This is a genomic window from Bacillus sp. RHFS10 (assembly GCF_016757475.1).
Classification (GTDB): Bacteria; Bacillota; Bacilli; order Bacillales; family Bacillaceae; genus Bacillus; species Bacillus subtilis_G.
This window is the reverse complement of record NZ_JAESPO010000006.1, coordinates 93185-110691: the sequence shown is the minus strand read 5'-3', so window position 1 is coordinate 110691 and position 17507 is coordinate 93185. Positions and strand designations below refer to the sequence as shown.

At 45.7% G+C, this 17507-nt stretch carries 17 protein-coding genes; 4 read left to right on the top strand and 13 right to left on the bottom strand.

Translation table 11 applies throughout. The features are described from left to right. Window positions 1–2: 2 nt before the first annotated feature. From putR to JMN17_RS18130, 7 genes are all read right to left on the bottom strand, one after another. Window positions 3–1238: a proline utilization transcriptional regulator PutR gene (gene putR / locus JMN17_RS18160; protein ID WP_087993146.1), complete on the bottom strand. Its 1236-nt coding sequence runs from the start codon at window positions 1236–1238 to the stop codon at window positions 3–5. 155 nt (window positions 1239–1393) lie between these two features. Next, window positions 1394–2848 carry a sodium/proline symporter PutP gene (putP, locus tag JMN17_RS18155; RefSeq protein ID WP_087993145.1) on the bottom strand — a complete coding sequence of 485 codons (1455 nt, stop codon included), beginning with the start codon at window positions 2846–2848 and terminating at the stop codon, window positions 1394–1396. A 91-nt stretch (window positions 2849–2939) separates the two neighbouring features. After that, window positions 2940–4487 (bottom strand): L-glutamate gamma-semialdehyde dehydrogenase, encoded by a 1548-nt coding sequence (pruA, locus tag JMN17_RS18150; protein WP_148962934.1) that lies wholly within the window; start codon window positions 4485–4487, stop codon window positions 2940–2942. Window positions 4488–4503: 16 nt separating this feature from the next. Further along, window positions 4504–5415 carry a proline dehydrogenase PutB gene (gene putB, locus JMN17_RS18145; protein ID WP_087993185.1) on the bottom strand — a complete coding sequence of 304 codons (912 nt, stop codon included), beginning with the start codon at window positions 5413–5415 and terminating at the stop codon, window positions 4504–4506. 187 nt (window positions 5416–5602) lie between these two features. Beyond that, window positions 5603–6385, bottom strand: coding sequence for a nucleotidyltransferase domain-containing protein (locus JMN17_RS18140; protein ID WP_087993184.1), 783 nt, complete (start codon window positions 6383–6385; stop codon window positions 5603–5605). Between the two features lie 83 nt (window positions 6386–6468). Beyond that, window positions 6469–7425, bottom strand: coding sequence for a cephalosporin C deacetylase (gene cah / locus JMN17_RS18135; protein WP_202328817.1), 957 nt, complete (start codon window positions 7423–7425; stop codon window positions 6469–6471). 59 nt (window positions 7426–7484) lie between these two features. After that, window positions 7485–8459 (bottom strand): LysR family transcriptional regulator, encoded by a 975-nt coding sequence (locus tag JMN17_RS18130; protein ID WP_087993142.1) that lies wholly within the window; start codon window positions 8457–8459, stop codon window positions 7485–7487. Between the two features lie 115 nt (window positions 8460–8574). On the opposite strand from JMN17_RS18130, the gene JMN17_RS18125 reads away from it, so the two are divergent. Beyond that, window positions 8575–9333 (top strand): class I SAM-dependent methyltransferase, encoded by a 759-nt coding sequence (locus JMN17_RS18125; protein WP_202328814.1) that lies wholly within the window; start codon window positions 8575–8577, stop codon window positions 9331–9333. Between the two features lie 24 nt (window positions 9334–9357). On the opposite strand, the gene JMN17_RS18120 is transcribed toward JMN17_RS18125, so the two are convergent. Next, window positions 9358–9918, bottom strand: a complete 561-nt coding sequence (locus tag JMN17_RS18120) for a shikimate kinase (protein ID WP_087993140.1) — start codon at window positions 9916–9918, stop codon at window positions 9358–9360. Between the two features lie 267 nt (window positions 9919–10185). Here JMN17_RS18120 and tmrB point away from each other — a divergent pair, with 267 nt between their 5' ends. Further along, on the top strand, window positions 10186–10779 hold the full coding sequence (tmrB, locus tag JMN17_RS18115) for a tunicamycin resistance ATP-binding TmrB (RefSeq protein ID WP_087993139.1): 594 nt from the start codon (window positions 10186–10188) through the stop codon (window positions 10777–10779). Between the two features lie 49 nt (window positions 10780–10828). Here tmrB and nadE read toward each other — a convergent pair whose 3' ends face one another. Together nadE and JMN17_RS18105 are read right to left on the bottom strand one after the other, a co-directional pair. Further along, the gene (nadE, locus tag JMN17_RS18110; RefSeq protein WP_202328812.1) at window positions 10829–11647 is read right to left on the bottom strand and encodes an ammonia-dependent NAD(+) synthetase; all 819 of its coding nucleotides are present in this window, start codon (window positions 11645–11647) and stop codon (window positions 10829–10831) included. A gap of 128 nt (window positions 11648–11775) precedes the next feature. Next, on the bottom strand, window positions 11776–12372 hold the full coding sequence (locus tag JMN17_RS18105; protein WP_202328810.1) for a DUF1989 domain-containing protein: 597 nt from the start codon (window positions 12370–12372) through the stop codon (window positions 11776–11778). Between the two features lie 127 nt (window positions 12373–12499). On the opposite strand from JMN17_RS18105, the gene JMN17_RS18100 reads away from it, so the two are divergent. Further along, a complete protein-coding gene (locus JMN17_RS18100) occupies window positions 12500–13840 on the top strand; it encodes an amino acid permease (protein WP_202328808.1) in 1341 nt (446 codons plus the stop codon). 1 nt (window position 13841) lies between these two features. Here the strand turns inward: JMN17_RS18100 and JMN17_RS18095 are convergent, their stop codons facing one another. From JMN17_RS18095 to JMN17_RS18085, 3 genes are all read right to left on the bottom strand, one after another. Next, entirely contained in the window at window positions 13842–14591 is a 750-nt protein-coding gene (locus JMN17_RS18095; protein WP_202328889.1) for a YqcI/YcgG family protein, read from the bottom strand. 80 nt (window positions 14592–14671) lie between these two features. Beyond that, window positions 14672–15301, bottom strand: a complete 630-nt coding sequence (locus JMN17_RS18090) for a LysE family translocator (RefSeq protein ID WP_010331361.1) — start codon at window positions 15299–15301, stop codon at window positions 14672–14674. A gap of 73 nt (window positions 15302–15374) precedes the next feature. Next, window positions 15375–15839, bottom strand: a complete 465-nt coding sequence (locus JMN17_RS18085) for a MarR family transcriptional regulator (protein ID WP_087993135.1) — start codon at window positions 15837–15839, stop codon at window positions 15375–15377. Window positions 15840–15951: 112 nt separating this feature from the next. On the opposite strand from JMN17_RS18085, the gene bmr3 reads away from it, so the two are divergent. Continuing rightward, a complete protein-coding gene (gene bmr3 / locus JMN17_RS18080; RefSeq protein ID WP_202328806.1) occupies window positions 15952–17490 on the top strand; it encodes a multidrug efflux MFS transporter Bmr3 in 1539 nt (512 codons plus the stop codon). Window positions 17491–17507 lie beyond the last annotated feature (17 nt).

The window sequence follows — 17507 nt, the reverse complement described above, 5'->3', positions numbered from 1 at the left end:
TTTTATTTCTTTTTCATCAGCATCAAGTCGAGATAGAGCTGGCATCGTGTCCTAAAATCGCTTAAATTTATCGACGTCATTTCAGTAATCTGTTTGATGCGGTAATTCAATGTATTCTGGTGAATAAACAGCTGTTCTGCTGCTGGTTTTGTTTTGCAGTTGTTGAGAAGATAGATTTCCAGCGTTTTCAGCAGCTCGGTGCTGCTTTCTTGGTCTTTTGCTTTTAATAAAGCCAAATCCTTATTCTCGTATTTTAAAAATTTATTTTTCTGTTCAATGCTTTCTAAATAACGGTAAATGCCGAGTTTTGCATATTCATATGGAATGTTTTCCTGATTGCCGGTGATTTCCGCGGCTTTGATCACTTCAAGCGCTTCTGTGTAGCTCTTGCCAAGCTTTAAAAGGTGATCATATTCGTTTCCGATACCGATATAAATAGGGGTGGGAATTCTTTGAAAGTGAAAATGTGTTAACAGCTTGTTAATAAATTCAGAAGCTGCCGAGGAGACGGAGCTTTTTTGGGAAAAACTCGCTACGACGATGACAATATTTGAATCAATCGTTAAGACATGACTGACTTTATCCCGTAAATTTAGGTACGACCTGATATTTTCCTTTAAATCCTCAACCGCTTCCCCATCCCCATTCGCGGCGTGCAGGATGACAACTGAAAACATGGAAGGCAGCACGGTGTTAATCCTTTCGGCTTCCCGTTTGAGTTCCTTCTCAGAGGTAAATTGCTGATAGATCGCCCGTTTGACAAGATCTTCTGCTTTTTCTTCCTTTTCCTGTTTCAGCTTGTTCGTTTTATAAATGATTTTCCCGACATGGAAAGAGGTCTCATACAAAAAGTCGAGTTCTTCTTCCGTCAGATTTTGGTCCAGCTCCTGAACCCAGATGTAGCCCATGACATCCCCTTTGTGTTTCGCACTCACGACCACTCTCTGGTTTAACCCAATGCTTTCAATTTTATTGACGCGAAAAGGCTCAGGTTCTGTTTTCAGTTTTTCAATGACTCCATCCTTCAGAAATCTCTCAAAAATCTGAACCGGGCATTTTTTTGAAAAAATAGTCTGCTGGTTGGCAGAATCAAAATGGTTAATATAGTAAGAATTATAGGCTAACAAAAAGAAATCTGCGCTTTCCAGTATGACTGGTTTTTGCAGTTCATAACTGATGAAGTCAATCAGCTTATCGACATCTGAAAATGAAAAAACTCTCTCTAAAAGCTCTTCCATACCTTTTTCTCCTATACTTTTTTTTACTTTAATCATATCCATACGGGGTCTATTTGTATAGAAAAAAAATACGTTTGTTTCCAAAAGAAAAAAACGGCCCGTTTAAAAGGAGAAAAGAGGAAAAAGGGACAGCCCCTTCCTCCTCCTTTCGATCTTTATTGTGACATTGTATCTTGGTAGTCTTTAAACTGGTCTGCGACAGCTTGTGACGGAGCCTGCGTCAATATACTGACGATAAAGACAGATAATAGGCTCGCAGCAAAACCAGGTATGATTTCATACAGAAAATCCGAAAGACCGGCATTCGCCCAAATGATTACAGTTGCTGCTCCCACAATCATGCCGGCGAGTGCCCCCCATTTAGTCATTCGTTTCCAAAACAGACTGAGCAGTACAACCGGCCCGAATGATGCGCCGAAGCCAGCCCACGCGTAGCTAACCAATCCAAGGATCGTATTATTTTTCTCCCAAGCTAGGAATAACGCGATGACAGAAATCACAAGCACAGCCAAACGGCCCAAAAACACCAGCTCTTTATCAGAGGCTGAGCGCCTGAACATCGACTTATACAAATCTTCTACCAAAGAGCTTGATGTCACAAGCAGCTGGGAAGAAATTGTACTCATAATCGCGGCCAAAATAGCTGATATCAGAAAACCTGTAATAATCGGATGGAACAAAATATTCCCTAATTGAATAAAGATCGTCTCTGGGTCCTTCAGTGTCATGCCATTCTGATGGTAATAAGCGATTCCGCCCAAACCGGTCAGCACAGCGCCGACTGCCGACAACATCATCCAGCCCATTCCGATTCTGCGCGCTTTTTTGATCTCTTTGACAGACGTTATTGCCATAAAACGCACAATGATATGCGGCTGTCCAAAGTATCCCAAACCCCATGCAAACAAAGAAATAATGCCAAGGACGCTTGTTCCTTTGAAAATATTAAACATATCTGGATCAACAGACCGGATTTCAGTAACTGCTTCACTTGTTCCTCCCGTGTGGAAAAACGTAACGATCGGAACAAGAATGAGTGCGGCAAACATAATGATCCCCTGAACAAAATCTGTCCAGCTGACTGCCAAAAAGCCGCCAAACAGAGTATATGCCACAACAACACCAGTCACAACCCACAAGCCTGTATGATATTCCATCCCCAAAATACTGTTGAATAAAACACCGCCGGATACCATTCCAGACGAAACATAAAATGTGAAGAAGACTAAAATCACAATCCCTGAAAACAATCTAAGAAGCTTTGTTTGATCTCCGAAGCGGTTTTCTAGGAATCCGGGAATTGTGATGGAATTCCCCGCTTGTTCCGTATAGGTTCTCAGCCGCGGCGCGACGTAGAGCCAGTTCGCCCATGCTCCAAGACAAAGTCCGAACGCAATCCACACACCGCTCAGACCCGTTGAAAACATAGCGCCCGGGAGCCCCATCAGCAGCCAGCCGCTCATATCGGCAGCGCCGGCACTGAGAGCGGTTACGGCCGGTCCCAAAGAGCGTCCTCCCAGCATGTAATCCGTCAGATTCGACGTACGCTTGTAAGCAAAGTAGCCGATCAGCAGCATCCCCGCCATATAAATACAAATCGAAATAATCAGCTGTGTGTTTTCTATGGCACTTCCTCCTCTTTTTTATGGTATATGGATGAAATGGACATCCCCGCAGGGAGGATGCCCATTTAGTCCCGCTTTAGAACATTTCACTGATCGTTTTAGCCTGCATGTGCAGTGCCAAGTAATCCGGCCCGCCTGCTTTTGAATCCGTTCCGGACATTTTGAAGCCGCCGAACGGATGGTAGCCGACGATAGCGCCTGTACAGTTGCGGTTGAAGTACAGGTTTCCGACATGGAATTCCTGTTTCGCACGCTCGATGTTTTTGCGGTCGTTTGTAATAACAGCGCCTGTCAAACCGTACTCAGTATTGTTTGCCACTTCTAAAGCTTCATCAAAGTTTGACACTTTAGAAAATGCAACGACAGGCCCAAAAATTTCTTCCTGCATGAGTCTTGCTTTCGGATCAAGGTCAGCGAAGATCGTCGGTTTGATGAAGTATCCTTTTGAATCGTCACCAGTGCCGCCGCTTACTAAACGTCCTTCCTGTTTTCCGATCTCAATATAGCTCATAATTTTATCATAAGAACCTTGGTCAATGACAGGCCCCATATAAACATCCGCACTGTCAGGTTTTGCTGTCACTTTAGATTCCGTAATTTCAATGACACGCTTCAATACTTGATCATACACTTTTTCATGGACAACTGCACGTGAACCTGCAGAACATTTTTGTCCCGCAAAGCCGAACGCTGACTGGAAGATCGATTGTGCAGCAAGTTCAACATCTGCATCTTCACAAACGACAACTGTATCTTTTCCGCCCATTTCAGCAATAACACGTTTTAAGTGCTGCTGGCCCGGCTGGACTTTCGACGCGCGTTCGAAAATTCTCGTACCAACTTCTCTTGATCCCGTAAATGTGATAAGGCTAGTTTTCGGATGGTCAACAAGGTAGTCACCGACTTCCGCCCCGCTGCCAGGAACGAAGTTGACTACACCTTTCGGCAATCCAGACTCTTCAAGCACTTCAACGAATTTCGCAGCAATGACAGGTGTCGCGCTCGCAGGTTTAAGAACAACTGTATTTCCAGTAACGATCGGCGCCACTGTCGTGCCAGCCATGATCGCAAACAAGAAGTTCCAAGGCGGAATAACAACTGTTACACCAGTCGGCGTGTATACATATTGGTTTTTCTCGCCTTCACGGCTGTTGACAGGTTTGCCTTTTGCCAGTTCGATCATTTGGCGTGCATAATATTCCATAAAGTCGATCGCTTCAGCCGTATCAGCATCTGCCTCGTTCCATGGCTTCCCTGCCTCTTTTACAAGCAAAGCGGAGAATTCATGTTTTCTTCTGCGGACTTTGGCAGCAGCGCGGAAAAGGACAGCCGCTCTTTCTTCCGGAGACGTGTATCTCCAATCCTCGAATGCTTTCGCAGCCGCTTCAATTGCTTGCTCAGCGTGCTCTTGAGAAGCTTTTGACACTCTGCCGACGACTTCTTCTTTATCAGCCGGGTTGATCGAAACGATTTTCGCTTCTGTTTCCACTCTCTCGCCGTTAATGACAAGCGGATAGTCTTTTCCTAAATATTCGCTTACCGTCGCAAGCGCTTTTTTAAACTCTTCTACATTGTTTTGATCCTGGAAATTTGTAAATGGCTCGTGTTTGTAAGGTGTTGTCATGATAATCTCTCCTTTTTTACTTCTTTGTCATTCCTTTGAGAGCAAATGCAATGTTTGACGGACGTTCTGCAAGGCGTCTCATAAAGTAGCCGTACCAATCTTCGCCGTATGGCAGGTAGACTCTCATGTTATAACCTTCTTTTACGAGGCTGAGCTGGGTTTGCGACCGCATGCCGTACAGCATCTGAAATTCAAACTTGTCATTGGCGATGCCATTTTCTTTGGCAAGCTGCTTTGTATAGTCGATCATTTTGTCGTCATGTGTGGCAATCGCTGTATAGTGACCGTTTAAGAGCTGCTTTCGGATGATTTTTTTATAATTTTCATCGACATCGCTTTTCTCCGGGAAAGCTACTTTTTGTGATTCTTTATAAGCTCCTTTTACAAGGCGAAGGAACGGGTTTAAAGAATCCAAATCGTCAATATCACTTTCCGTTCGGTACAGATAGGCTTGCAGCACTGTGCTCACATACTCGTATTTCCTTCTGAAATCCTTGAAAACATCAAGTGTTTTCTGGCATCTGACTTCATCTTCCATGTCGATGGTGACCATGATTTTATGCTTCTCGGCCGTCTGAAGGATTTTCGTCATATTTTCATACACCAGATCCATATCTATATCGAGACCTAAAGACGTCATTTTTAAAGAAACTTGTGAGTTCAGCTGCTGATCCGCAATCGTCGCAATGGTTTGAATGCACTCTTCCGTACGCTCCCGCGCGACCTCTGCGCTGTCTACAAACTCTCCTAAATGATCGACAGTAACTGACAAGCCTTGGCTGTTAAGCTGTCGAATCGTCGGGATTGAACTGTTAAAATCATTCCCTCCGATAATTTTACCCGCTGCTACCCGGCTTCCCCAGTTCTTTGCCATTTTATTGAGAAAGCCGCTTTTGGATAAAAATAAGAAAAAATCTCTTGTGATCACTTCCAACCTCAACACCCCGCAATCTAAGAAGTATTTGTATGAGTTAATTGTAAATGGACAAAACCCACGTTCACAATATTCTCAAAATACAAAGATTCTGATTATTTTTGTGGATTTACCACAATCAGATAGTTAGAAAGTCGGGGAATCGTGTCGAATAAAGGGGAAAAGGAAGCGACAAAAAACATCAGCTTCCTCCATCCTTCCATACTTCTTCAACCGTATTCAAAAGCAAACGATTCAGTTCAGGTGTCATATCCTTTTGTTCTGCTTTCAGCGTTTTTGCTGCTTCCATGATTCTTTCGATTTCCGTTTCAATAAACTGATGAATAACATGAATTCGCGCTTCAAGATCAAGCTCTTCGCCTCTTCTTTTCCGTTCAAGCAAGGTTTCCATTTCTGCCTTCAGCTCAGAATCAGTAACAAGTTCATTCATCAAAACAGTAAAATCCATTGGCGGAATGGTTCCGTGCTTTTCAATCCATTTGCAAGCCAAGATTGGCCGAAGCACGTAGAAATACTTTTTGATTTTCACCTCTTGCCCTTGAAGGTAATCCTTGACGTTCCTTCTCGCCATATTGATATAGTGATACACGCTTGCTTCGGGCTTAAACGCCTCCGTCCGCAGCTTTCTTAGCTTCTCTGCGGTTGTAAATGCTTCGTAATACACAATGTCTGAGGACAGCCATTCAAGGAGCGGCGGGTTTGATTTTTTGAAGAGGCGCAGCGTCTTTCTCAGCTCCCAGCCGCTGATATCCAGCAAATCGTGAATCGGTTCCTCAATGACATCACGCTCCTGCTCAATTGAAAAATACCATTCCTTTTTCGGCACATAAATAAAGCGGACATCGTAATCACTGTCCTGAGACGGGAATCCCCAAGCGCGGCTTCCTGATTCAACGGCATATACGATTTTGACTCCGTATGACAGCTCGATTCGTTTTAATTCATCAATGATCCTTTGTTTCATATCTATTCGTCTCCAGTCTGGTTTCATTCCGGCAGTTTGCAGAAAAAAACCGCCTGATGATGTGCGGCGGCTTTTCATATTTATCAGCCTTTCAGATGCTGCTTAAAGAAAGCAAGTTTTTCCGTTTGAAAGGCAGGGATATATTCATGCCCGAAGTAGCGGTACACCTTCAGCTCTTTCTCTGTCTCCAAGTGATTGTAGGCGGCAAACACGGTGGACGGCGGGGTGACCTTGTCAATCAGGCCGATCGACATCAGGACAGGTACCTTCACTCGGTCAGCAAGATTCATAATATCGAAATATGAAAGTGTCTTCATCGCCTGCTCTTCTGTTTCCGGGCTGCCATTTCTTCTGAAGAAGGAATTGATTTCAAGGTACGGCTGTTCAAGCGCCACATCAATGGCCCGTTCAAAGTTGCTTAAATAAGGATAATCGGCAGCCGCGGCTTTCGGAATGTCTGACAGAGCTGCTGCGGCAATTGTTAAGCCGCCGCCTTGGCTTCCGCCTGTCACACCTATTCTAGTTTCGTCGACTTCGTCAAAACTGCTGATGACTTCAAGCGCGCGGACGGCGTCCAAATAAACGCCGCGGTAATAGTATGTATCTTTATCAAGAATACCTTTCGTCATCCAGCCTAAAGCGTGACCATGCGGAGAAATACTCGTATCCTCGCTGCTCTGCTGCCCGCGGACAAGCATGCCGAATGCCGCGTATCCGTGAAGCGCCCAATTCACCATTTCATGAATCTCACCGTCATAGCTTGCGTTGTAGCCGTGATATTTGACGATCGCCGGATGCGGTCCCTCCTTGTCAGGCACCGCGTACCATCCGGCAATGCGGGCGTTTCCGAAGCTTTTATACGTAAGGCGGTACACCTTGACTCCATCAGCAGGATAATCAACTGGCTGTAAATCAGGTGCCGCTTGGACTTTTGCAAGTTCATTCAAAGACGATTTCCAAAACTCAGAAAAATCTTTCGGTGCTGTTTTTTCAGGCTTATACGCTTGCAATTGGTCGAGCGGCATATCGAATAGTTGCATTTCCGATTATTCCCCTTTGTTTTATTAGTTTTAGTTTGTATTCTATACTACCACGTTTTCTAAATATTTTCACTTTTGTTTTCCAAACAGCCTTCATCAAACGTTTGTTTAAGATTTTCCCGGCTCATTTCCATAAAAGCCTGAGCTGTCAGACTGACATATCGGTTCTTTAAAAATACAAAGACAAGGGTTCGGGATGGCGCTGATTGAATAGATAAATAGATTACACCCGGGTCCTTATCCCTTCTGACCATATTCGGCGCCATTGTCACACCTAAGCCGTTTGCCACAAGAGATTGCGCGGTTTCAATATGGCTCGTCTTAAAGGCAGTATTCGGCTTAAAGCCGCTTTCCGCACAGAGATCGAGAACTGTCCTTCGAAAACCGAAGCCTTCTTTTAACAGAATAAAAGGCACGTGCCTCGCCATTTCAAGGGGCACGGACGGCTGGCGGCCCTCCTCTCCTTCCAGCGCTTTCTCAATCAGCGCGGTCATTTCCGGAGGCATCCACCTTTGTTTTTCCTTAGGCACCGCGAGAACAATCGGTTCCGTGAGCAAGGGTGTAATGGCAAGCCGTTCATCCTCGATCGGCAAGGACAAAACAGAAAGGTCGACCTCTCCCTTTGCCGTCATTTCCTCTAATGAAGCAGGGTCTTTTTCAACAAGCTGAACCTCTACATGAGGATAGCGCGCCAAAAACTGCTTCAGCAGAGGCGGAAAGAGATATCTCCCCGTGACAGCGGGAATCCCGATGGAAAGCTTATGCCCAAGTCCCTGCGACCGCTCCTGCATCTCCCGGAGCAAATCATCTCTGGAACGAATGATGTCCTCGGCTTTTTCAATGAAACGCCGCCCGTGGGGTGTCAGGGTAACAGAGCCGTGGGATCTGTGGAAAAGGGTAAGCCCAAGCTCAGCCTCAAGCTTTTTGATTTGCTGGCTGAGAGATGGCTGAGCGATATGAAGATGCTCCGCCGCCTTTGTAAAGCTTTGGCGCCGGGCGATTTCCGCTGCGTATTCCATCACTTTAATATCCATTTCAGCCTCCATAGGTTAAACCTATCGTTTTGATCATTTTTATATCTTGGACGAATCATAACAGAAATTGCTAACATAATCCATATCATCAAACAGAAAAAAGGAGCTGGTTGACATGACAAATGAAACGCCGTTTTCGAAAAACGCCGAGATGTATCGGGATGAGAAGGTATTTGCCGAGGGGGAAGATTTGGGTATAATGATCAAAACGGCGCAATGCCGGGCTGATGATCGGGTGCTGGATATCGGAGCGGGTGCCGGCCACACGGCGCTGGCATTTTCTCCATATGCACAGGAGTGCATCGGTATTGATGCGACGATAGAAATGGTAGAGGTTGCATCCTCCTTTGCGCAAGAAAAAGGAACGAAAAACGTACGTTTCCGGCAAGGAACGGCGGAGTCGCTTCCCTTCGCCGACGATTCATTTGATCTCATTACCTGCCGGTACGCGGCCCATCATTTTTTAGATCTCCGCAAAGCTGTCAGCGAAGTTGCACGTGTGCTGAAAAAGGACGGCCGTTTTCTCTTGGTCGATCACTACGCGCCTGAAGATCCCATTCTTGATGAGTTTGTCAATCATTTGAACCGGCTCCGAGACCCTTCCCACGTGCGGGAAAGCTCATTATCAGAATGGCAGTCGATGTTCGCCGCTCATCAGCTGGGCTATCAAGAAGTCCAAAAGTGGAACTTGCCGATTCAATACGAAAGCTGGATCAAACGGGGCGGAACCCCTGCCGATCGAGAAAAACAGATGATCAGCCATTTACATCAGGCATCAGACGAAGCAAGTGACACGTTCTGTATCAAATTGAATCAAAACGGACAGCCCGACTCCTTTTGCTTAAAAGCGATTTTGATTCAAGGCGTAAAATAAAAAGCCGTGCGCTCCGCACGGCTTTTACATTGGCTGATAAAGATCCCAGCCGATTTTCAATGTCTCCGCAATATAATCGGCGACCTCTTCAGGAGAAAGGTTGTCTGTTGCGACTTTTGAATTGTGTTTGTCGTAAATGGCTTTTCTTTCGTTAAACAGCTGTTCCATGTCATCCATTGAACGGTTGTGCAGCACAGGGCGGTTCTCGATCAATAAGTCCGCTCGCTGCTTCCAGTTCTCCCATGACAGGTCTAGATGAAGCACGAGACAGTTTTCCAGACAGCACGTTCTGATTTCCTCTTGTTTAAATGACCCGCCCCCCAGAGATACGATTTTGAATCGTTTATGATGGCAAATGTCTAAAATATATTCCTTCTCCGTTTTCCGAAAAAAATCTTCACCCTTTTTCTCAAACATCTCAGGGATCGACATATTGAAATCTTTTTCAATCTCTTGGTCTATATCGATAAAATCTCTATATAATTTTTTAGCGACCAATTGGCCGATTGTCGTTTTTCCTACACCCATGAATCCGATCAGGACGATATTTCTTTCTCTTACTGGGATGGCTCGTTTAGCGTTCATCTTCGGCGAAATCCTCCTAAGGAATGAAATTTTATATTCATTATATGCTTATTTTACGAATATTTATATAGATACCGGCTTGCCCGTCCTTTTGGCGGCGCTTTTGCCTGAATGACATTCATTGTACAACATTTTTACAGATATTTTAATACGTCGACGCAAAAAAGCATTAAAATCTTTCAAACTCACTGCTTTTATTGTTTTTCCTGCTGACTCTTCGTTCGAAGGGCCTTTTTTTGTATCATAAGTGAGAAGGGGGAAATGGAGATGATCATTTGGATAAACGGGGCGTTCGGTTCCGGAAAAACACAAACAGCCTTCGAACTGCATAGAAGGCTGAAACCGTCTTACGTGTATGATCCTGAGAAAATGGGATTTGCGATGCGCTCCATGATACCGCCGGAGATCGCGGAGGACGATTTTCAAAGCTATCCCTTATGGCGGGCGTTCAATTACAGCTTGCTTGCCTCCCTGACCGATACATACCGCGGCATCATCATTGTGCCTATGACGATTGTACACCCTGAATACTTTAATGAGATCATCGGCAGGCTTAGACATGACGGCCAGACGGTTCACCACTTTACACTAATGGCTTCAAAGGAAACCTTGTTAAAACGGCTGCGCACAAGAGCAGAAGGACAAAACTCATGGGCCGCCAAACAAATCGACCGCTGCATTGAAGGATTGTCATCACCAGTCTTTGCGGATCACCTCCAAACAGACAACATGTCGATTCAGGATGCGGCAGAAACCATTGCCGCGAAAGCCAAGCTTACATTAGACCCTGATACGAGAGGCAGCCTCCGAAGGTTCACCGACAGATTGATGGTAAAGCTGAATCATATCCGCATCAAATAAAGATCCTGCACATGACAAAAGCCCGCTCCGAGAGCGGGCTTTCTTGGTCTTATTTCCACCAGTCATCAAACATAGACGCCGGAACCTGACGTTTATGTTCAGTCATGCTGTAGCGTTTTTCCAGCGCTTCTGACACTTTCGCTGATACTTCTTTTCCTTCAAGATAATCGTCAATCTCATCGTAGGAAATGCCAAGCTCTGTTTCATCCGTCTGCTGCGGTTTTTCGTCGAGCAGATCGGCAGTTGGTTCTTTTAAGTATAGGCGTTCCGGTGCACCCAGCTCTTTCAGCAGGCTTCTTCCCTGACGCTTTGTTAAGCCTGTCAGCGGCAGGAGATCTGCGCCTCCGTCACCGTATTTCGTAAAGAAACCAGTTACGGCTTCGGCCGCATGGTCTGTTCCAATCACAAGAAGGCCTTCTTGGCCGCCGATCGCGTATTGAGCAATCATTCTCGTTCTCGCTTTTACGTTCCCTTTATTAAAGTCTGTCAGCTTATCGCCTGTCTCTTGCTGATATTGATCTGCAAAAGCGCTGACTGTTGATTGAATGTCAAATTTCCAGGATTTGTCCGGCTTGATGAATTTCAGAGCGAGCTGGGCATCGTCTTCATCCTGCTGTGTGCCATGCGGAAGACGGACCGCGATAAACTGAGCGTCTCCCCCCTCTTCGCGAATGCTTTCCACGGCAAGCTGGGCAAGGCGCCCGGCAAGAGATGAATCCTGTCCGCCGCTGATTCCCAATACAAAGCCTTTAGCGCCGGTTTTCTTTATATACTGCTTTAAAAAATTGATTCGGTCCTCAATTTCTTGTTTTGGATCAATTGAGGGCTTCACATGTAATTCACGCATAATCGTTTCCTGCACACTCATCCTACTCATTCCTCCTGTACAATCGCTGTTTCTTATTTGATCATTTCCCCAACTGAATGGAAATGAATCATCGTTATGTATCCCTATTAAATATAGCATAGGTTTTCATTTGCAGTGAACAAGAGAGATCAGCTGACTTCCACCCGTATTGACGTTACACTGTCTCCATTACACTTTCCTTTTTCGATCGGACAGGAAGAAAACGCGACAATCAAATCCGTTTCCGCTCTCAGCCTTACATAATCGCCGGCATTCGAAAGCGGCGTTTCCACAGACAGGTTCCCTCTCTCATCAAGGACAGTATTCATAAAAATCGCAAATGGGTAATGCATGTGAGGCTTCGGTACGCCAAACTGCTCAAGCGCCCGGTTCATATTGTCATAGCACGTATCCTGAAACTCATCCTTTTGCTTGCCGTATAACAGCCTGTTCATATCAGGTCGGCAGGCGGGAAGCAGGAGATCATGTTTGCCGACCGTATCCTCAATCAGCGTCAGCATCGGTTTGTACAGATTGGAGTAGAGATGGTCATTGACCTTCACATGAATAGAATGATTGGCATCAATGGTCGCGCCCTGATCAAGGTGCTCATAAAAATCTTTGGCATGGTACGCGACAAAATCTGCTATCTGCTGCCCTTCTACATCAATCACCTTCAAAACCTGCCCCTTTTTCAGCTTCAGACCAAGCCCTTTTTTCGGCTCAATAATATATTGCTGTGTCATTGCTTCGCTCCTTTTTTCATTAGTATGGGCGTTCGCCGCCTTCTCCATGTAAAAAGAGGCAAAAATCCGATGTATATAAGCTTCAGGCGGGTCGCAATCTAACCTTAGATAAAAGGGGTTGAAATTGATGAGTCAAACAAAAAAAGACCAGCAAAAAGGAAACTTGGCTTGGTGGCAGCTGTCATTAATCGGGATAGGATGCACAATCGGAACAGGATTTTTTCTCGGTTCCAGCATTGCCATAGTGAAAAGCGGTTTTTCCGTTCTGCTTTCATTTCTGATTGGGGCAATCGGCACGTATTTTGTATTCGAGCAGCTTGCCAAGCTGTCGGCAAAGCAGCCGGAAAAAGGCTCGTTTTGCGCGTATGCAAGAAAAGCATTCGGCAGATGGGCCGGGTTCAGCAACGGTTGGGTGTATTGGTCATCAGAAATGCTGATTACCGGAAGCCAGCTGACAGCCATTTCGCTATTTACGAAGCATTGGTTTCCACAAGTCCCGCTATGGGTGTTCGCTTCAATCTACGCGGTACTTGGGCTTCTGATTATTTTCACCGGGCTGTCTGTTTTTGAGAAGACTGAAAACGTACTGGCAGTCATCAAAACAGCCGCTATTTTTATGTTTATTGTGATTGCCATCCTGGCATTATGCGGCATCTTATCCGGCGGAAAGCACGATGTACAAATTCCAAATAAGACGAGTGAGTTTTTCCCATACGGCGCCATGGGGCTGTGGACAGGTTTAATCTACGCGTTTTACGCCTTTGGCGGAATTGAGGTCATGGGGCTGATGGCGGTTCACTTAAAAAAACCAGAGGAAGCGTCAAAATCAGGGAAGCTGATGCTGGCGACACTGGCGGTTATTTATATTATTTCGATCGGACTGGCTTTGCTGCTGGTTCCATTAGACACGTTTACACAGCAGGACAGCCCGTTCATTACGTCGCTAAAAGGATACAACCTTAAGATTATCCTCGATATTTTTAACGGAATTTTCATTATCGCCGGGTTCTCGACCCTAGTCGCTTCCCTTTTTGCGGTTACGACATTGCTTTGTACGATGGCTGATGACGGCGACGCGCCGAAATGCTTTACCTTAAAGGAAGGCAAAAAAATATGCTGGCCGGCGCTGGGGCTGACGTTTGCAGGGCTTATTTTATCCATCATACTGTCTTTAGTGCTGCCCAAAAACATTTATGAGCACATGACCACAGCAGCGGGGCTTATGCTTTTATACACTTGGCTGTTTATCCTGTTCTCCAGCAAAAAGCTGACCGATCCCGAAGGCATGGGGAAAACGCAAATTTATTCAGCAATGATTCTGATTACTGCGGCTGTGTCCGGCACACTGTTTGAAAAATCAAGCCGGCCCGGTTTTTTTGTGAGTATAGGTTTTCTCACGATTATTGCGGTCGTTACAGTGATCTATCAAAAAAAGCAGGGACATAAAGACCGCCCTGCCAGCTCGTGATTTATTTCATTTTGTTGAACATGTTCTTCAAATAAGAAAATGGGCACTTCGACACCTGCTTTTCGTCATCACGGAGGAAATACTGTTTCCATTCGCGATTATCCTTTCCTCCGTACCAGCCTAAATGCGGATGAATCGGAGCTTGATCATAGGCTTCTAAACGCGAGCGGATCAACCTGCTCATGTTGCGGCCAAATGCGGTTGATCCATTTAACTCTTCAAACACCCACCTTGGCTGAAACGCGATCATAAAATAAGGAAAGCTCCGGCTTCTCCTCGCCTCATGCCCCGGTGTAGCGCAGAGCAGAAAATAAGGCTCACCGTCAAAACAAAACTCCCATTTGTAATGCTCGGGATCGGTCGGAATGTCTTCCGGCCACTCTTTTTTATCTTGATCGCTTAGTCTATTCAAGAAGCACCAAAACAGCTCTTCATACGCTTCAACCGTATAGTGCTCAGCCAAATCCTCCGGTGTGTCAAACAACACGATGAGAGAAGCGTATTTTCCAGTGTCCCGTGAAATCCTTCCGTACTCCGCAAGCAATGGAGCCAGTTCCTCCGCCGTACCGTTTTCCCGCGGATCTCCGGCAAACGCAATGCGGAGCTGGTCAGTCAGAAACGCCTGCCGTCCGGGAATGCATGGAAACGTATCCGCGTCATCGGCCACAGTTTCTGCCAGAAGCTCAAAAGCGATTCTTTGCCATTCAAGAAGCTCTTCTTGATTACGTTCCAGAAAACTTTTGGTGTACATCCCATCCACATTGATCCACCTCCAGTATCATCTGGATACTATATTAAAACCAGAAGCGGCAGGTGACTGTCCTTGATGAATCAGCCCAATAACTGTTTGATGCCTTGATAACCGAAGTAACATCCAAATACAAGGAGAGACACACCAGCGATTCCGGTCAATCCTCTTAATAGCTTTTCATGAAGCAGATTTCTGAACATGCTGGCTGTGATCGCCATGCAAAAATCCCAGATTAAAATGCCGATCATGATACCGGAGCTATAGATGAGAAGCTGATTCATATCGTAGGCCTCTGCTGTTTTCGCAAGTATGCTGCCGTAAATCCCAAGCCAAAACAGGATGCTCAATGGATTTGACAGTGAAATGAGAAAACCCGAAGCGAATGTTTTCTGGTACGACGCTTTTCCTCGTGAGCTTCGCACATCCATCGGTTCTCTGACATTTTTCAGCGTTTCAATTCCGGTATAGGTCAGAACAAAAAAGCCGAAGAGCCACAAAAACGTTTTCACAAATGGAGCGGTCAAAAACTGTGACAGCCCGAAATAAATAAAAAGCATGTACAGTCCGTCCGCTGTCATGGCGCCTAAACCAAAAACCCACGCATGCCAAAAACCGTTTTTAATTCCTTTGTCTATTTGCGCCGCATTCACTGGTCCCACAGGCGCAGACAAGGACAGTCCAAGCACAATATAGCTCAAAAAAATGTTCACCTGCCCGTACTCCCTTCTCTTACGTAACTTGTACAATTTATTCGGGAACGGGCCAAGCTATGCACAATTTCGCTTACTGTTTCAGACGTTCAAGCTCTTCCTCCATAATATCGGCGGCTTTTCTTACGAAACTGAAAATGAGTTCCAGTTCCTCTTCGGTATAGTCGCGGCATAAATCCATCGTAGACTCCGACAGTGAACGAAACAAATCTTTTACATGTTTTTTTGAAGCGGTCAATGGGACAATTATGACTCTACGGCGATCACTAGGGTCCTTTTCACGAGCCACATACCCCGCTTTTTCCAGACGGTCAACAAGCGCCGTGACCGAACCCGTGCTGAGGCCCGTCTTTTTCCCCAGCTCTCCAGCCGTCATTGGCCCTGCTTCATTTAAGATGTCAGCTGATTTTAAATCGGTGGGAAACAGACCGAGAGCTTGAGCGGCTGCTTGGTGAAACAGAACCGTTCTTGTGCCCAATTTCCGAAAAAGCTGAACGGCAGTCCTTTCCAACTCACTTCTGGAATTTCTTGTTGACAACTGACAATCCTCCCTATAAAATCGAATTTATCTTGATAATCGAGATATTCGACGACCAAACTATTATCATGATATCAGAACTTACATAGAAAAGTAAGAGGAGGTAGAACAAATGGACACAACATTAGCAAAGCAGGCTTCCACCAAATTTGTGGTCCTCGGTCTCCTGCTGGGCATCTTGATGTCTGCGATGGACAATACGATTGTTGCCACCGCGATGGGCAGCATTGTAGCCGATCTTGGAAGCTTCGATAAATTCGCTTGGGTAACGGCGTCCTATATGGTGGCAGTCATGGCCGGAATGCCGATTTACGGCAAGCTTTCCGATATGTACGGCCGAAAACGTTTTTTCCTGTTTGGACTTATTTTTTTCTTAATCGGGTCGGCTTTATGCGGGATTGCACAGACGATGAATCAGCTGATCATCTACCGGGCCATTCAGGGTATTGGAGGCGGCGCGCTCCTGCCAATTGCTTTTACCATTATCTTTGATTTGTTTCCGCCGGAAAAACGCGGTAAGATGTCCGGCATGTTCGGCGCTGTATTTGGATTATCCAGTGTTCTTGGACCGCTGTTAGGCGCGATCATTACAGACGCGATCAGCTGGCACTGGGTGTTTTACATCAATGTGCCGATCGGCGCATTGTCATTGTTTTTCATTATTCGCTATTACAAAGAATCTCTGGAGCACAGAAAGCAGAAAATTGACTGGGGCGGCGCGATTACTTTGGTCGTATCCATTGTATGCCTGATGTTCGCCCTTGAGCTTGGCGGCAAAACATACGATTGGAATTCGATTCAGATCATTGGCTTGTTTATTGTGTTCGCCGTTTTCTTCATTGCCTTTTTTATTGTGGAGAGAAAAGCGGAAGAGCCGATCATTTCTTTCTGGATGTTTAAAAACCGATTGTTTGCCACAGCGCAGATTCTCGCTTTCCTGTATGGCGGCACATTTATTATTTTAGCGGTATTTATTCCGATTTTCGTTCAGGCGGTTTACGGCAGCTCTGCGACAAGCGCAGGCTTTATTTTGACGCCGATGATGATTGGATCAGTCATCGGAAGCATGATCGGCGGGATCTTCCAAACGAAGGCAAGCTTCCGCAATTTGATGCTGATATCTGTCACGGCTTTCTTTATCGGCATGCTGCTTTTATCCAATATGACACCGGAGACGGCACGGGTATGGCTGACAGTCTTTATGATGATTACCGGCTTTGGTGTAGGCTTTAATTTTTCTCTGCTGCCGGCGGCATCGATGAACGATCTTGAACCTCGCTTTCGGGGGACGGCCAATTCTACAAATTCATTTTTGCGGTCATTCGGCATGACCTTGGGCGTCACCATTTTCGGAACGGTGCAAACAAACGTGTTCACAAACAAGCTGAGTGATGCCTTCAGCGGTATGAAAGGCTCAGCAGGCTCAGGCGCCGCGCAAAATATCGGCGATCCACAGGAGATTTTCCAAGCGGGAACACGCTCCCAAATTCCTGATGTGATCCTGAATCGCATCATTGACGCGATGTCATCAAGTATCACGTACATCTTTTTGCTCGCTTTGATTCCAATTATCCTCGCGGCGGTTACCATTTTGTTTATGGGAAAAGCCAGAGTGAAAACAACAGCGGAAATGGCGAAGAAAGTAAATTAACACGAAAAAGCAGTACA

What these genes read in the sequence shown, in the direction of transcription:
- putR (WP_087993146.1), bottom strand. Translation starts at nt 1,238, where the DNA reads ATGGAAGAGCTTTTAGAGAGAGTTTTTTCATTTTCAGATGTCGATAAG.
- pruA (WP_148962934.1), bottom strand. Translation starts at nt 4,487, where the DNA reads ATGACAACACCTTACAAACACGAGCCATTTACAAATTTCCAGGATCAA.
- JMN17_RS18140 (WP_087993184.1), bottom strand. Translation starts at nt 6,385, where the DNA reads ATGAAACAAAGGATCATTGATGAATTAAAACGAATCGAGCTGTCATAC.
- cah (WP_202328817.1), bottom strand. Translation starts at nt 7,425, where the DNA reads ATGCAACTATTCGATATGCCGCTCGACCAATTGCAAGCGTATAAGCCT.
- JMN17_RS18130 (WP_087993142.1), bottom strand. Translation starts at nt 8,459, where the DNA reads ATGGATATTAAAGTGATGGAATACGCAGCGGAAATCGCCCGGCGCCAA.
- JMN17_RS18125 (WP_202328814.1), top strand. Translation starts at nt 8,575, where the DNA reads ATGACAAATGAAACGCCGTTTTCGAAAAACGCCGAGATGTATCGGGAT.
- JMN17_RS18120 (WP_087993140.1), bottom strand. Translation starts at nt 9,918, where the DNA reads ATGAACGCTAAACGAGCCATCCCAGTAAGAGAAAGAAATATCGTCCTG.
- tmrB (WP_087993139.1), top strand. Translation starts at nt 10,186, where the DNA reads ATGATCATTTGGATAAACGGGGCGTTCGGTTCCGGAAAAACACAAACA.
- nadE (WP_202328812.1), bottom strand. Translation starts at nt 11,647, where the DNA reads ATGAGTGTGCAGGAAACGATTATGCGTGAATTACATGTGAAGCCCTCA.
- JMN17_RS18105 (WP_202328810.1), bottom strand. Translation starts at nt 12,372, where the DNA reads ATGACACAGCAATATATTATTGAGCCGAAAAAAGGGCTTGGTCTGAAG.
- JMN17_RS18100 (WP_202328808.1), top strand. Translation starts at nt 12,500, where the DNA reads ATGAGTCAAACAAAAAAAGACCAGCAAAAAGGAAACTTGGCTTGGTGG.
- JMN17_RS18095 (WP_202328889.1), bottom strand. Translation starts at nt 14,591, where the DNA reads ATGTACACCAAAAGTTTTCTGGAACGTAATCAAGAAGAGCTTCTTGAA.
- bmr3 (WP_202328806.1), top strand. Translation starts at nt 15,952, where the DNA reads ATGGACACAACATTAGCAAAGCAGGCTTCCACCAAATTTGTGGTCCTC.